At 74.9% G+C, this 15,954-nt stretch carries 9 protein-coding genes; 2 read left to right on the top strand and 7 right to left on the bottom strand.

Features of this window, described 5'->3' with window-relative positions; all coding sequences use genetic code 11:
- Nucleotides 1-33: 33 nt before the first annotated feature.
- A complete protein-coding gene (locus RCG67_RS16240) occupies nt 34-1,176 on the top strand; it encodes a uroporphyrinogen-III synthase (protein ID WP_368827769.1) in 1,143 nt (380 codons plus the stop codon).
- Here RCG67_RS16240 and RCG67_RS16235 read toward each other — a convergent pair.
- The 7 genes from RCG67_RS16235 to RCG67_RS16205 form a co-directional block, all read right to left on the bottom strand.
- The gene (locus RCG67_RS16235) at nt 1,158-2,381 is read right to left on the bottom strand and encodes a heparan-alpha-glucosaminide N-acetyltransferase domain-containing protein (protein WP_368827767.1); all 1,224 of its coding nucleotides are present in this window, start codon (nt 2,379-2,381) and stop codon (nt 1,158-1,160) included. The genes RCG67_RS16240 and RCG67_RS16235 overlap by 19 nt on opposite strands.
- Before the next feature lie 246 nt (nt 2,382-2,627).
- A complete protein-coding gene (locus tag RCG67_RS16230; RefSeq protein ID WP_368827765.1) occupies nt 2,628-4,229 on the bottom strand; it encodes an FAD-dependent oxidoreductase in 1,602 nt (533 codons plus the stop codon).
- A complete protein-coding gene (locus RCG67_RS16225) occupies nt 4,226-6,376 on the bottom strand; it encodes a molybdopterin oxidoreductase family protein (RefSeq protein ID WP_368827763.1) in 2,151 nt (716 codons plus the stop codon). The genes RCG67_RS16230 and RCG67_RS16225 overlap by 4 nt, the downstream gene beginning before the upstream one ends.
- Before the next feature lie 40 nt (nt 6,377-6,416).
- Nucleotides 6,417-7,820: an MFS transporter gene (locus RCG67_RS16220; RefSeq protein ID WP_368827762.1), complete on the bottom strand. Its 1,404-nt coding sequence runs from the start codon at nt 7,818-7,820 to the stop codon at nt 6,417-6,419.
- Nucleotides 7,821-8,395: 575 nt separating this feature from the next.
- Nucleotides 8,396-9,616: a heparan-alpha-glucosaminide N-acetyltransferase domain-containing protein gene (locus RCG67_RS16215; RefSeq protein WP_368827761.1), complete on the bottom strand. Its 1,221-nt coding sequence runs from the start codon at nt 9,614-9,616 to the stop codon at nt 8,396-8,398.
- Entirely contained in the window at nt 9,606-13,724 is a 4,119-nt protein-coding gene (locus RCG67_RS16210) for a Pls/PosA family non-ribosomal peptide synthetase (protein WP_438612686.1), read from the bottom strand. The genes RCG67_RS16215 and RCG67_RS16210 overlap by 11 nt, the downstream gene beginning before the upstream one ends.
- 474 nt (nt 13,725-14,198) lie before the next feature.
- A complete protein-coding gene (locus RCG67_RS16205) occupies nt 14,199-15,239 on the bottom strand; it encodes an alpha/beta hydrolase family protein (RefSeq protein WP_368827758.1) in 1,041 nt (346 codons plus the stop codon).
- A 200-nt stretch (nt 15,240-15,439) separates the two neighbouring features.
- On the opposite strand from RCG67_RS16205, the gene RCG67_RS16200 reads away from it, so the two are divergent.
- Nucleotides 15,440-15,954: amino acid permease (locus RCG67_RS16200; protein ID WP_438612685.1), on the top strand; the 515-nt coding region annotated here is incomplete at its 3' end.

The raw sequence follows: 15,954 nt of genomic DNA, 5'->3' as shown, positions 1-15,954 counted from the left end.
ACGCCGGTCACAGGGCCGACCTACGCTCGGAGCATGACCGCTGCCCCCACCTGCCCCGCGACCGGTGAGCCCGGCGCGCCCGGCGCGCTCGGCGAGCTGACCGGCTTCCGCGTCGGCGTGACGGCCCACCGGCGCGCCACGGACTTCATCGCCGCCCTGGAGCGCCGCGGTGCGCAGGTGGTGCACGCGCCCGCCCTGCGGATCTCCCCCGTGGCCGAGGACACCCGGGTGGTCGAGGACACCCGGGCCCTGCTCGCCCACCGGCCGGAGATCGTCGTGGTGACCACGGCCTACGGCCTGCGCCGGTGGTTCGAGGCCGCCGACGCCGCGGGCCTCGGCGAGGACCTGCGGGACGCCTTCCGGGCCGCCCGGGTCCTCACCCGCGGGGCGAAGGCCCGGGGCCAGGTGCTCGCCCTCGAGCTCGAGGACGCGGAGGCCTCCGAGGACGAGCGGACCTCCTCGGTGGTCGACCGGCTCCTGGCGGACGGCGTGGCCGGCGCCCGCGTGGCCGTCCAGCTGCACGGGATGGCCGACGAGCTCCAGCTGGAGCGGCTCGTGGCCGCCGGGGCGCGGGTGGACACCGTGGCCCCCTACCGGTGGCTCTCCGCCGACGACGGCGAGCGCCTGCCCGCCTTGATCCGCGACGTGTGCGAGCGGCGCCTGGACGTGCTGACCTTCACGGCCGCCCCCGCGGTGGACTCCCTGTTCAGCACCGCCCAGGAGCTGGGCCGCTGCGCGGACCTCGTGGACGCCCTGCGCACCGACGTCACGGCGGCCGCGGTGGGGCCCGTGTGCGCCGGGCCGCTGCGCGAGGCCGGGGTGGAGCCGCTCGTGCCGGAGCGCTACCGGCTGGGAGCTCTGGTCCGGGCGGTGTGCACCCACGCGGTCGAGGAGCGCACCCTGACGGTGCCCACCCGGCACGGGACGCTGCGGCTGATGAGCACCGGCGCCGCCCTGGAGGACGTGTTCGTCCCGCTCTCCGACGCCCAGGTCGCGGTGCTGCGCGCGCTCGCGGCGCACCCCGGGGCGGTCGTCCCGCGGGGGCGGCTGCTGTCCGCGGTGCCGGGCCTGGAGACCGAGCACGCCCTGGAGATGGTGATCTCCCGGCTGCGGAAGGTCCTGCCCGCTCCCCTGGTCGCGACCGTGATCAAGCGCGGCTACCGGCTGGACCGCTGAGCCACGGCCCTCCGGACCGGCCGGACCGCGGCGTTCATCGCCCGCTCGACCGGGCCCGCCCCGAAGGCCCGCTGCCAGGCGAGGGCGAACAGCACGGAGAGCAGCAGGCTCGCGATCAGCCACAGCACGGGAGCGGTGTAGAACAGCTCGAAGGACAGGAAGACCAGGTGCGCCGCGTACAGGGTGAGCGTCATCGCGCCGAGGGCGGCCACCGGCTGCAGCCACGCCCCGTGCCGGCGGGCGAGCAGCAGGCACGTCCCGACGACCGCCAGGCTCACCCCGAGGCTCCAGGCCACGGAGAACGGCGTGTTGACGTCCGGGGTGGTGAGCACGAGCCACCACGGCGTGGTGGTCGGCAGCGTCCCCGTGGGGCCGTAGACGAGCAGGCTCTCGAGCTGCGCCGCGGTGAGGTCCGGGTCGCTGAAGAGCAGGCGCGTGTAGACGTCCCCGGCGTAGAGCAGCTGCCGTGAGACGAGCTTCGCGGTCACCGCGAGCGCCGCGCCCACCACGAGCAGCCGGACCTGGACGTCGCGCCGGCGCAGGTTGAGCCGGCCGATGGCCATCCCCGTCAGCACGTAGGCCAGGTACGGCAGGGCCGGGTAGGTGCCCGTCAGGAGCAGCTGCCCGAGCACCGCGAGCGGTTCGGCGGCCAGGGTGGCGAAGGTCGGGTTGTAGGAGGACCACTCCGGGAGCACGTCGGCCAGGAGGTGCAGCAGCAGCGGACCGGTCACCAGGAAGACCGCCGCGCCGATGAACAGGGCCCGGGGCCCGAGCCCCAGGAAGGGCAGGGCGAGCAGGAAGTAGGCGGCGAAGTAGATCAGGATGTTGTAGGCCGGGGGCTCCGGCGGCATGAGCAGGCCGATGAGCAGCCCGAGGAGCAGGAGCAGCAGCGCGCGCACCACGATGCCCGCCCGGGCGGCCGTCATCTCGCGGCCCCGGTAGGGCCGGCGGCCGCCGGAGGTGAACGCCAGCCCCGTGCCGGCCAGCAGGGCGAACAGGGCCGGGGAGTCGCCGGGGAACAGGATCCAGCTGACGGTCGGCCGGCCCGTCGCGGCGTAGGACATGGGCAGGATGTGCACGCACATGATGGCGATCAGCGCCAGCCCGCGGGCGGCGTCGATGCCCACCGAGCGCCTGGTCCTCCACCGACCGGCACCGCCGGTGCCGGTCGCCGCGGGCAGGTTCTCGGTGGGGCGCTCCCTCATGGATGGTCGTCCTGTTCGTCGGGTCCGGCCCTCGGGATCGGGCGGTGCGGTCGGGCGGTGCGGTGCAGTGGGGCGGTGCCGTCGGGCAATGCCGTCACGCTCTGCAGCCGGACGGTGCGGTCGGGCCACGGGCGCGACCATCTTCGCACCCCGTGCCGTGCCGGCCAACCGGAACGGGCCGGCGCCGTGTCCACCCTTCTGCGCGAGCACGCCGGCGGCGCGCCGGCCCAGGCGGCACCGGGCCCGTCACACGGCGGCGGCGTGCTCCTCGACGAGCCGGCGCACGGCGTCCCCGCAGCCCCCGCACCCGGTCGCGGCGCGGGTGGCGCAGCGGACCTCCTCGAGGGTGGCGGCCCCCTGCTCCACGGCCTCGGCGATCCGGCCCCGCGTGACGCCGGCGCAGTGGCAGACCGTGGTCCCCGGCGTCGGCCGGGGCTCCTGCTGCGCCCCGGCGTCCGGGCCGTCGGGGCGCAGCAGGACGCTCGGGTCCTCGGGCACGGGCTCGCCGCGGTCGTGGAGCAGCCCGATCCCGGCGGCGGAGCGGGGCAGGCCGAGCACGACGTAGCCGGCCAGGGTGCGGTCGGGCCGCAGCACGAGCTGGGCGTAGCTGCCGGCGGCGCCGTCCGCCCACTGCACCACGCTCCCGCCGTCCGGGCGGGGCTCCCAGGGCGGCCCTCCGACCTCGCCCGCGCAGGCGAGGTCCACCTGACGGGCCTTGAGCCGCACCGCGCCGGCGGGGCCGGTGGTCAGGGGCGCGAGCACCGCGGTCCCGCCCTCGGCCACGGCGGCCAGCTCGGCGCGGACGCGGGCGGCCAGCCACTCCGCCTGCCGCCAGCCCGGGCCCACGAGCCCGGACGGGCCCGCGCCGGCCCGGCCGGGGCACTCCCGGCAGGACGGGTCCTGGCACAGCACCTCGGCGCAGTCCCCGATCGCGAACACCCGCTGCTCCACGTCCGCCTCGAGCTCGTGGTCGACCACGATGCCACGGGCCGTGCGCAGCCCGGCGCCCTCGGCGAGCTCCGTGCGCGCCGTGACCCCGATCGAGAGCAGCAGCAGCTCGCCGGGCACCGTCCGGCCGTCCTCGAGGACGAGCCCGCGGAAGGCCCGGTCCTCGTCCAGGAGGACCTCGCGCGCCGGGGTCCCGGAGCGCACCTCCACGCCGGCCTCCGCGAGGGCCCGGCCCAGCAGCGCCCCGCCGGGGGCGTCGAGGGAGCGGGTCAGCACCCAGGGGGCGTGGTGCACCACGGTCACCGGGCAGCCGGCCTCGCTCGCCGCGAGGGCGGCCTCGAGCCCGAGCACGCCGCCGCCCAGCACCACCACGCGGCCGCGGCGCTCGACGACGGCGCGCACGGTCCGGGCGTCGCGCAGGTCTCGCAGCGCCGTGACCCCGGCGGGCAGGTGCTCGTAGGCGCCCGGGTCCGGGTTGATCCCCCGCAGCACGGGCAGGTTGGGGCGGGCCCCGGTGGCGAGGACCAGGCGGTCGTAGCCGAGCTCCCGGACGGCACCGCTCCGCCCGTCGGTGAGGCGCAGGACGCGGCGGGAGCGGTCGATCCGGGTCACCCGGGTGCCCAGCAGCACGTCGACGCCCGCCCGGGCGAGGGCGTCCGGGTCGGCCAGGGCCATCGTGGCGAGCTCGGCGCGGCCCACCGCGTGCTCGCCCACGAGCACGCGGTTGTAGGCCGGGTCCTGCTCCCCGCCGATCACGGTGAGGCGGATCGTGCCCTCGGCGGCGAGGTCGGTGACGTCGTCGACGAACCGCGCGGCCACGGGACCGAAGCCGATCACCACCACGTGCTCGCCGGGCCGCATCGGGGCGGCGGCCGAGCGGGAGGAGCGGTGCGGGGTCATCGGACGGCCTCCTCGGGGGCGAGGGCCCGGACGGTGACGGCGGCCGCCTTGAACTCGGGCATGGCCGAGACCGGGTCCACGGCCGCGGCGGACACGAGCCGGTTGGCGGTCTGCTCCCCGGCGTAGTGGAAGGGCAGGAACACCGTGTCCGGGCGGATGTCGCCGCTGAGCGCGGCGCGGGCCACGGCGCGGCCGCGGTCGCTGGTCAGCTCGACCGCGGCGCCGTCGCCGATGCCGAGGGCGGCCGCGGTCGCGGGGTGGATCTGCAGCAGCGCCCCGGGCCGCGCCGCCTGCAGCGAGGGCACGCGGCGGGTCTGGTTCCCGGACTGGTAGTGCTCCAGGTACCGGCCGGTGACCAGGGTCAGGGTCCCCGGCCGGTGCAGCGGCTCCCGGCGGTGGGCCGGTGGGCTCGGGTCCACGGCCCGGCCGGCGGCGCGCGTGCGCACCGGCACGAGCACGGCGCGCCCGTCCGGGTGGCCGAAGCGGTCGAGGAAGACCCGGGGCGTGCCCGTGGAGCCGGCCGGCTGCGGCCACCAGCAGGCCTCGCCGGCGTCCAGGGCGGCCCAGCCGATTCCCGAGTAGTCGGCCCTGCCCCCGGCCGAGGCCCGGCGCAGCTCCTCGAAGACCTCCTCCGGCTCGGGGCTGAACGTCCCCGGGGCGCCGAGCCGGCGGGCCAGCGCGGCCATGATCCACAGCTCGTCCCGGGCCCCGGGCGGCGGGTCGAGCGCACGGCGGCGGCGCAGCACCCGGCCCTCGAGGTTCGTCATGGTGCCCTCCTCCTCGGCCCACTGGAGCACCGGCAGCACGAGGTCGGCGAGCTCCGCGGTCTCGGAGAGGAAGAAGTCGCAGACCACCAGGAAGTCCAGGGCCTGCAGCCCGCGGACCACGGCGGCCGTGTCCGGGGCGCCGATCACCACGTTGGAGCCGTTGACCCACAGGCAGCGGACCCCGCCCTCGGTGCCGAGGGTGGTCAGCAGCTCCACGGCCGGGATCCCGGGACCGGGCAGGTCGGCCGGGTCCACGCCCCACACTCCGGCCACGTGGGCGCGGGCGGCGGGGTCCGTGATGCTGCGGTAGCCGGGCAGCTGGTCGGCCTTCTGGCCGTGCTCGCGCCCGCCCTGCCCGTTGCCCTGCCCGGTCAGGGTGCCCCAGCCGGAGCCCGGCCGGCCGGGCAGCCCGAGGAGCAGGGCGAGGTTGATCGCGGCCGTGGCGGTGTCCGTGCCGTCCACGTGCTGCTCCACCCCGCGCCCGGTCAGCACGTAGGTCCCCCGCCGCTCGCGGGCCAGCAGGTGCGCGGCCGCCCGGAGCCGCTGCGCCGGGACCCCGGTGACCTGCTCGACCCGCTCGGGCCACCACGCGCTCACGCTCGGCAGGAAGGCCTCGAGCCCGGTGGTGCGCCGCTGCAGGTACTCCCGGTCGGCCAGGTCCTCGTGCAGCACCACGTGGGCCAGGCCCAGCAGCAGCACGAGGTCGGAGCCGGGGGTGGGCTGCAGGTGCACCCCGCCGTCGTCGTCCGTCATCCGGGCCGTGGCCGAACGACGGGGGTCGACGACGACGAGGCCGCCGTGCTCCTGCGCGTGCCGCAGGTGCTGGACGAACGGGGGCATGGTCTCGGCGGGGTTCGAGCCCAGCAGCAGCACGGTGTGGGCGTCGTCGAGGTCCGTCACGGGGAACGGCAGGCCCCGGTCCATCCCGAGCGAGCGGTTGGCCGCGGCGGCGGCGGAGGACATGCAGAACCGGCCGTTGTAGTCGATCCGCGAGGTCCCCAGGGCCACCCGCGCGAACTTCCCCAGCTGGTAGGCCTTCTCGTTGGTCAGCGAGCCGCCGCCGAAGATCCCCACCGCGTCCGGGCCGTGCCGCTCCTGCGCCGCCCGGATTTCCGCGGCCATCCGGTCCAGCGCGGCGTCCCAGGACACCTGCCGGAACACCCCGTCCGCCCCGCGCAGCAGCGGCGCGGTGAGCCGCGCCGGGTCGGCGAGCAGCTCCGCCGACGTCCACCCCTTCCGGCACATCCCGCCCCGGTTGGTGGGGAACTGCCGGGCGGCGACCTCGGGGAAGCCCTGCTCCGCGGCGGTCTCCGACCCCGGGTCCAGGGTCATGGCGCACTGCAGGGCGCAGTACGGGCAGTGGGTGGCGGTGGTGCTCATGCGGGGTCTCCTGGTGTCGTCCGGGCGGGTCGGTGCGGGCTCAGACGTGGCTGTCGCCCATCTCGGTCCCGGGGCGCAGGTAGCAGAACCAGGTCACCACGAGGGCCACCAGGTAGAACGCCACGAAGCCGTAGAACGCCGCGCTGTAGGCGCCCGTGGTGGTGTTGGAGAGGTTCAGGGCCTGCGGGATCAGGAAGCCGCCGTACGCGCCGACCGCCCCGATCAGGCCCAGCGCCGCCGAGGCCTTGCGCTCGGTGGACACCGCGGCGTCCTGCTGCTGCCGCCGCCCCAGCACCCGGTAGATCGAGGGGATCATCCGGTACGTGGAGCCGTTGCCCATGCCGGCCGCGGTGAACAGCAGCAGGAACAGGCTGAGGAACAGCCAGAAGCCGGCCAGGGGCAGGGTGACCACCACGGCGAGCGCGAGCAGCGCCATCACGGCGAACACCGCGACCGTCATCGGCGCGCCGCCGAAGCGGTCCGCGAGCCGCCCGCCCCACGGACGGGAGACCGAGCCCACCAGCGGGCCGAGGAACGCCAGGGACAGCGACGCGGCGCCCACGCCGAGGGACGAGAACTCCGGGAAGGTGTCCGCGATGAGCTTGGGGAACACGCTGGAGAAGCCGATGAAGGACCCGAACGTGCCCACGTAGAGGAAGGACATGATCCAGAAGTGCGGCTCCCGCACCGTGGCCAGGGACCCGGTGACGTCTCCCTTGGCGTGGGAGAGGTTGTGCATGTGCTTCCGGGCGCCCCACGCGGCGAGCAGGATGAACGGCACCCAGATCCACCCGGCGAGCGGAAGGTCCAGGGCCCCGGCGGCGAGGACCGTCACGGCGATCGGGACGAGCAGCTGGGCCACGGCCGTGCCGAGGTTGCCGCCGGCCGCGTTGAGCCCGAGCGCGTACCCCTTCTCCCGCACCGGGTAGAAGTAGGTGATGTTGGCCATCGAGGAGGCGAAGTTGCCGCCGCCGAAGCCGGCCGTGGCCGCCAACAGCAGCATGACCGCGAACGGGGTGCCCGGGTCGGCGACCGCCAGGGCCAGGCCCACCGTGGGGACCAGCAGCAGCAGGGCGGAGACGACCGTCCAGTTCCGGCCGCCGAACCGTCCCACCATGAACGTGTAGGGGATGCGCAGCGTGGCGCCCACGAGGGACGGGATGGAGATCAGCCAGAAGATCTGCGAGTCGCTGAAGGCGAAGCCCGCCGCCGGCAGGTAGATCACGGTGATGGCCCACAGCTGCCAGACCGCGAAGCCGAGGAACTCCGCGACGATCGACCACGTGAGGTTGGTGCGCGCGATGGGCCGGCCGGTGGACTCCCAGAACGCGGAGTCCTCGGGGCGGTAGCCGTCCAGCCAGCGGCCGGGCCGCTCGCGCAGGGCCAGGGGCGCCGCAGTGCGGTCCGCGGTGGTGGCCGGGTCGGGATGCAGTTCTGAGCTCACGGGGGACCTCCTGGGCGAGCGGGGCGGAGCACGGCGACTGCGGCGTGCGGTGCTCCCACGCTAGGAACCCCGTGTTTCCGTCCCCGACGGACGGGGTAACGCCCCGGTGCACTTCCCCTCACGCCCCCGCACGGCGGACGTGAGCCCGCCGCTCGCCTCGCCCCCAACTACCAGCGCCCTCCGCGCGGCGAATCCCCATTCACCCGCGCCCCCGCGCGGCGAGTCCCCATTCACCAGCGCCCCCGCGCGGCGAGTCCCCACCCCGGTGGCAATCCCCCACGAATCCGCATGGGGAAACGCCACCGGGTTGGGGGCTCGGCGGGGCACCAGGGAACCCAGGGGGTCTCGCCACGCCTGCTGCGCGCCGAGTCCCCCATTGCCGGCGCCCGCACCACCACCCGGGTGCGCCGAGTCCCCCGTCCCCGGTGTCCTCATGCGCCGAGTCCCCCACGAGTTCGCAGTTCCCCCCGATCGATCCGGGGGATGTGCGAGCTCATGGGGGACTCGGCGGCAGGGGCAGAGAGGGGCAGGCAGTGGCAGGCGGGAGCAGGACAACCCGGGCCCCTGTCATGGCCTCAGCGCTCAATCACCTTCCGGGCGACGGCCTTCGAGGTGCGGGCCACCAGCTTCTCGAGCGGGCCCTGGCCCACGGCGCGCTGCCAGGCCACGACGATCAGCCCGAACACCGCCACCTGCATCCAGAACCAGAAGCCCGGGTGGAGCTCGTGGACCATCGTGGCGAGGAACAGCAGGTGCAGGGTGTAGAGCGTGAACGTCATGGACCCGGCGGCCGCCAGCGGGGTGAGCGCCTTGCCGATCAGCCGGGCCAGGAGCAGGAACGCCCCCAGCGCGAACACGGCCATGCCGAGGCCCAGCAGCAGCGCCACGGGCGTGTTGCTGTGCGGGGCGGGCACCATGAGCCACCACAGCGTGGTGGTCGGCAGGGACGGGTCCGGGCCGAAGACCAGGATCTCGTCGATCTGTTCCTCGGACAGCCACGGGGTGGCCGCCCAGATCCGGTCGTAGACCCCGAAGGCCAGCAGCGCTGCCATGGACACCGTCCAGGAGAGCAGGGCCAGGGCCGCGCCGGCGCCCACGAGCCACAGCTGCACCCGCCGGCTCGTGAGGTTCATCCGTCCCAGGGCGATGCCCGCGCACAGGTAGGCCATGTACGGCAGGGCCGGGTAGGTGCCGGTCAGCAGCAGCTGGGAGAGCACGGTGACCGGCTCCGTGACGAGGTTCCACAGGGTGGGGTTGTCGTGCACGTGGGCGGGCAGGACGTCGAGGGACCACTGCACCAGGAACGGGGCCAGCACGGTGAACGCCGCCGCGCTGATCAGCAGGTGCCGGATGCGCAGGCCCAGGAACGGGATGGCGAGCAGGAAGAACATCCCGTAGTAGATGAGGATGTTGTTCACCGGCGGGGCCACGAAGCCCACGAGGAACCCGACGAGGGCGATCACCGCGGCGCGGCCCACCAGCCCCGCACGGTCCCCGGCCAGGCGCCGGCCCTTGTGCGGGGTACGGCCGCCGGAGAGGAACGCGAGGCTCACCCCGGCGAGGGTCGCGAAGAGAGCCGCCGAGTGCCCCGCGAACAGGGACCAGCTCAGGGAGGCGCGCTCGTTCTCCGCGTCCCAGTAGGGCAGGGTGTGCACGGCGACCATCCCGAGCAGGGCGAAGCCCCGCGCCGCGTCCACACCGACCAGCCGCCGCCGGGTGCGCTTGCCGGAGGCACCGGGAACGTTGAGCACCGCCGTGCCCCCGCCACGCGTGGCGGCCGCGTGCTCAGCGCTCACGGGTCGTCCCTCCGGCGGACTCGGGCCCGACGTCGGACGCGGCCCCGAGGTCGGGCGCCGTCCCGAGAGCGGACGTCGTCCCGAGGGCGGATGCGCTCCCGAGGGCGGATGCGCTCCCGACGACGGACGCGAGCCCCGCGGCGGACGCGGTCCCGGCAGCGGACGCCGTCCCGGTCGCGGGTTCGGTCCCGGCGGCGGGAGTGGTGCCGGCGGCGTCGGTGTGCAGCGGGCGGATCGGGTTGCCGCCCCAGGTGCTGCCGGCGGGCACGGTCTCCTGGGCCATGACCAGGGAGCCGGGGCCCACCGTGGCGCCGGCCTCCACGGTGCTGCCGGGCAGGACGAAGCTGTTGGGCCCCAGGGTGGAGCCCGCCTCCATCGACACGGGCTGCAGCCGCATGATCCGGTCGTGGAACAGGTGGGTCTGGAGCACGGTCCCGCGGTTGACGGACACGCCCCGGCCCAGGTGCACGAGGTCGAACTCGGGCAGCCACCAGGTCTCGCACCACACGCCGCGCTCGATCTTCGCGCCCATGAGCCGGGCCCAGGCGTTGAACACCGGGGAGCCGACGGCCAGCCGGATCAGGCCGGGCACGGCCAGGGACTCCGCGAAGGTGTCGGCGAGCTCGTTGCGCCACACGAAGGAGCTGAACAGCGGGCGCTCGCCCTCGCGGAAGCGGCCCATCAGGGCCCACTTGACCAGCACGGGGACCAGCGCGGCCAGCACGCCGGCGGCGAGCACCACGGGCGTGGCCCACAGCAGCGCCGCGACGATCCCGTCGAGGCCTCCCCCGGCCCCCATGTAGATGGTGGTGAGGACGAAGACGATCGCGAGGTCCAGCCACGCGGTGACCATGAACGGCACGGCGCGCAGCGACTCGACGAGCGTGCGGGCCACGACCAGCCGGCGGCGCGGCCGGTAGGTGACGGCCTCGTCGGCGGCGTCGGTGACCCGGCTGATCGGCTCGGGCATCCGGCCCAGCCAGGAGGTGCCGCGCCCGGCGTCGGCCGGGGCGGAGGAGAGCACGGCGACCAGGGAGTCCTCGGGGACGTCCCGGTCCGGTCCCACGATCGCGGAGTTGCCCACGAAGGAGCGCTCCCCCACGGTCGAGGGGCCCACGTGGATCCAGCCGAAGCCGACCCGGGCGGAGCTGACCATCGAGTGGTCGGCCATGAAGGAGCCGGACTCGAAGGTGGTGAGGTGCGGGAGGGTCTCCACGGTGGAGATCTCCACCTGGTCGCCCACGCGGGCGCCGAGCAGCCGCAGGAAGAACGGCGTGGCGATGGAGGCGTAGACCGGGTAGGTGGAGACGAGGCTCTTCTGCAGCAGCACGCCGGTGAGCCACACGGCCCAGCCCACGGTCCCGTCGGCGGGGTGGTGGCCCGGACGGATCAGCAGGGCGAGCGCGCGCACGACCAGCACGAGCAGGGCCAGGTAGACGAGGACGGTGAGCACGGCGAAGACGGGCACCCACAGGGCCATGACGGGGAAGACGAGCTCGTAGAGCTCGATCCCCCGGACCTGGGTGTAGACGATCAGCGCGCCGGGGACCACGGCCAGCACGGGCAGGATCCCGACGGTGCCGAGGCCCAGCGCGTACAGCAGCCCGGTCAGGAACCGGTTGCCGCGGACCGGGGCCCACTCGAGCCAGGACTCCCCGGCGGGGCCGAGGTCCACGAGCGGGGAGCCGCCCTGCAGGCGGCCGGCGGGGACGGTGCCGGTGACGTGGGAGCCGGGGTCGACCTCCGCGCCGGCCCCGATCACCGCACCCGGGCTCAGGAGCGTGCGGGTGCCGATCCGGGCGTTCTCGCCGACGGTCACGCCGCCGAGGTGGAGGACGTCGCCCTCGAGCCAGTAGCCGGAGAGGTCCACCTCGTGCTCCACGGCCGCGCCGTCGCCGATGCGGGCCATGCCGCTGACGGGAGGCATCGTGTCGAGGTGGGTGTGGCGTCCCACCCGGTTGCCGAGCAGCCGGAAGAACAGCACCATCACGGGGGTGCCCATGAGGGGCTCGAACTTGTTGAAGATCAGGACCCGCTCGGCCATCCAGACCCGCAGGTGGGTCCAGGAGCCGCGGGCGTGCGCGCCGGGGCGCAGCCGGAAGGTCAGGAGCCGGATGAACAGCGCGGTGAGCACGAGCCGTCCGGGCAGGGCGAAGAGCACGAGCCAGCCGGCCACCAGCGGCAGCAGCGGCGGGTTCGGGACCCAGGCCGCGCCCAGCAGGTTGGCGAGCAGCCAGACGACGATCGCCGCGCCCACCACGTAGCGCAGCCCGGAGACGGCGTAGAGGGCCGTGAGGAAGGGGATCTGCACCAGGCCGTTCCAGCGCGGGACGTCGGTCACCGTGCGGGCGCGCGCGGCGTCCTGGGCGACGACGTCGACGCGGGCCAGCGTGGTCAGGTACTCGTGCATCCCGGCGAGCGTGGGGTTGCGGTAGATCTCGGCGATCTCGGCGTCCGGGTAGGTGCGCCGGAGCTCGGAGACGAGCTTGGCCACCGCCACGGAGGTGCCGCCGAGGACGAAGAAGTCGCTGTCCTCGTCGATGGGCAGGGGGCCGAGCTGGTCCGCCCACAGGGCGGCGAGCCACTCGAGCTCGGCGTCGACCCGCGAGGCCTCCGCGGCGGCGCCGGCGGAGGGCAGCGGCCAGGGCAGGGCCTTGCGGTCCACCTTGCCGGAGGTCTTCAGGGGCAGCTCGTCCATCAGCGTCAGCGCGGGCACCATCTGGCCCGGCAGGCGGTCGGCGAGCAGCCGGCGGGCCTCGGCGAGGTCCACGGAGCCCGGGCCCTCGGCCACGAGGTAGCCCACGAGGACCTGGTTGCCGGCCGGGGTGGTGTGCACGGCGGCGGCGCCGGCCTGCACGCCGGGCAGCCGGGTCATCTGCTCGTCGATCTCGCCCATCTCCACGCGCCGGCCGGAGATCTTGACCTGGTCGTCGGCGCGGCCCACGAAGACGATGCCCTCGGGGTCGGCGCGCACGAGGTCGCCGGAGCGGTAGGCCCGCTCCCAGCCGAGGGAGTCCATGGGGGCGAACTTCTCGGCGTCCTTGGCGGGGTCCAGGTAGCGGCCCAGTCCCACGCCGCCGATGATCAGCTCGCCCTCCTCGCCCCAGCGCACGGGATTGCCGGCGGTGTCGACGATCGCCAGCTCCCACCCGGGCAGCGGCAGGCCGATGCGCACGGGCGGTTCGCCGGTGAGCACGGCCCCGGTCGCGATGACCGTGGCCTCGGTGGGGCCGTAGGTGTTCCAGACCTCGCGGCCGGGGTGCACCAGGCGGGCGGCGAGCTCGTTGGGGCACGCCTCCCCGCCGAAGATGAGCAGGCGGATGCGGCTCAGCGCCTCGGCCGGCCACATCGACGCGAGCGTCGGCACCGTGGAGACGGCGGTGATGTCCCGCTCGACGAGCCACGGGCCGAGGTCGGTGCCCGAGCGCACGACCGCGCGCGGGGCGGGGACCAGGGCGGCGCCGGAGCGCCAGGCCAGCCACATCTCCTCGCACGAGGCGTCGAAGGCCACCGAGAGCCCCGCCATCACGCGGTCGCCGGGGCCCAGCGGGCGCCGGGGCAGGTAGAGCTCGGCCTCGGCGTCCACGAGGGCGGCCGCCGAGCGGTGGCTGATGGCCACGCCCTTGGGCTTGCCGGTGGACCCGGAGGTGAAGATGATCCAGGCGTCGTCGCCCGTGCCGGGCTGCCGGCAGTCCGCGCCGGCGCGGACCTCGGCGCGCGGCCGGAGGGCCAGGCCCGCGCCGAAGACGGCGCACACCCCGGCCTCCTCCCAGACCGTGCTCGCGCGCTCGTCGGGGTCGTCGTAGTCGACGGGGACGTAGGCGGCGCCGGCGAAGATCGTGCCGAGGACGGCCACGTAGAGGTCCACGGTCCCGGAGGGCACGCGGATGCCCACGCGGTCCCCGCGGCCGACGTCGAGGTCCCACAGGCGCTGGGCCTGGGCCTCGACGCGCTCGAGGAACTCGGCGTAGCTGAGCACGGTGGTCCCGTCGTCGACGGCCACGGCGTCCGGGTGGCGGGAGACGGTGTCCATGACGATGTCCACGAGCGTGCGCGGCGCCGGCGCGGAGGAGACGGGGAAGACGGCGCGGCCCGGGACCTGCGGCATGGGCTGCGTGTGCAGGGCGCGGTCGAGGACGTCACCGTCCTCCGGCCGGTCCTGCTCCGGGTACCGGTCCTCGAGCAGGTGCCGCCCGCCTCCCTGGCGGGTCGAGCCGCTGCGCGTGCTTGGGCGCACTGTCATTGAATCCCCCATCGACTTCGCTGCCGCTGCGGATCTGCACAGCGGCCGGTGCCGACAGGAAGGACGAGCCCAGGGACCGGACGGACCGGACGGAAGGCACCCCGGGGGCACGCGCGCCGGATCAGCGCGGTGCCGAGAGTGAGTGTTCGGCCGTGATGCCCCCGCATCGGCCTTCCCCCTGAGCCGGCTCCCCTGCCGACTTCTTTACTGCACCGTACGGCCGGTTATGTGCGTTCGCAAGCTGAAACGGGTGTGGCGGGCCGGTTCCGGGCCCGCGCCTCCCCCGCTGTTCCCCGTCGTTCCGCGGATCGGGCGCTGACCAGGGACGACGACGAGAGATCAGTCACGTCCGCGGGCCGCGGCCCCCTTCTGGGGCTCTGCGGAGGGGTCGGGCGAGAGCACTGCCGAGCGCTCTCCCGGGGACTCCCCGGCGGTCATCGCGGCGTCCAGCACCCGGGCCTCGGGCAGCTCGAAGTGGTCCACGCCCTCCCGGTAGCGCACGCTGGTGCGCTCGTAGCCGGCGTCCTCGTACCAGGCGTGCCCGGCGGCCGCCGCGGAGAGCGCGTCGAACGGCGCCCACGGGTCGGTGCCGTCGTCCTCGAGGCCCACGTCCCAGTGCAGGACCAGCTGCTCGAGCTGCTCCTCCGTCGGCTCCGAGTCCCCGGAGGACGGCGCCCCGCCGCCGCCGGAGAGCACCGCGCCGCCGCCCCGCAGGAAGTCCGCGCGGTCGGCCAACAGCTCGTAGCTGATGAACTCGGCGCCCCCGGAGTAGCCGTGCAGCCACGTGCGGGAGCGGTCGAGGTCGTACTCGGCGAAGATCTCCTGCTCGGCCAGGGCCAGGAACCACTCGGCGTTGCCGTCGAGGTCCTCCCACCAGGTGGGCTCGCCCTGCCGGTCCGGGGTGCGGGGCGCCACGAGCACCGCGTTGTGCGAGCGCGCGACCTCCGCGAGGCAGGAGACCTTGTGCTGGGGGTGGTGGAACTCGTAGGCCCCGTCCCCGTGCAGCCGGAAGACCACGCCGACCGGCTCGCTCCAGTCGATGCCGTCGGCGAAGACGTGGTAGCTGCTGGTCGTGCCGTCGTGCTCGAAGGCGACGTCCATCCGGTCCGAGGGGCCCTCGCGCCAGCGCAGGCCGCCGGAGCGCACCGGGCCGTCGTTCAGGGGGGCGATCCCGCCGCGCGGGGCGACGCGCACGTCCTCGAGGCCGTAGGGGGCGCAGGAGACCCGGTCCGCGGGCGCCGGGGCGGGCTGCCACGCCCAGCGGCCGGCGAGGGTCGCGGCGACCAGGAGCACCAGGGCGCCGGTGAGAATGGCCACATCGACGGCCCGGCGGGAACCGCGGTGCGGCGCGGCCTCGCCCGGTCCCGTCCGTGTTTTCACCCGTCCATCCTAGGGCGCGCGCCCGGAAGCGTCCCGCGCCCGATTTTTGGGTTCGCAACGTCTCCCCCATAATCGGCCAGGACCGTTCGGGGGGACGGCGCCCCCCACTTCCTCCTTCCGTGGTCCGTCCACCACACCAGAGGAGAAGATTCCGCGTGAGCATCACCGCACGCCCTCGGGCCGAGCAGAGCGCACCTGAGATCCAGGAGCAGCCGCCGGCCCAGGACAGGCTGCGCCGCAGCCTCAAGCCCCGCCACCTGACCATGATCGCGATGGGCGGGGCCATCGGCACCGGCCTGTTCGTGGCCTCGGGCAACACCATCGCCACCGCCGGCCCCGGCGGGGCGCTGCTGGCCTACGTGGTCATCGGCTTCATGGTCTTCCTGCTGATGCAGTCCCTGGGCGAGATGGCCACCTACCTGCCGGTCTCGGGCGCCTTCGAGGAGTACTCGACCCGTTTCGTGAGCCCGTCCTTCGGCTTCGCCATCGGCTGGAACTACTGGTACAACTGGGCGATCACCGTGGCCGCCGAGCTCGTGGCCGCCGCGCTGATCATGCGCTACTGGTTCCCGGACGTGCCCTCGTGGATCTGGTCCGGGTCCTTCCTGGCGATCCTGTTCGCGCTCAACGCGCTGAGCGCCCGCGCCTACGGCGAGAGCGAGTTCTGGTTCTCCCTCGTGAAGGTCGTCACGGTGGTGCTCTTCCTGGGCCTCGG

This window comes from Kocuria cellulosilytica, from assembly GCF_040981245.1.
GTDB classification, from domain to species: domain Bacteria; phylum Actinomycetota; class Actinomycetes; order Actinomycetales; family Micrococcaceae; genus Kocuria; species Kocuria cellulosilytica.
This window is presented reverse-complemented; position numbering and strand designations above follow the sequence as displayed.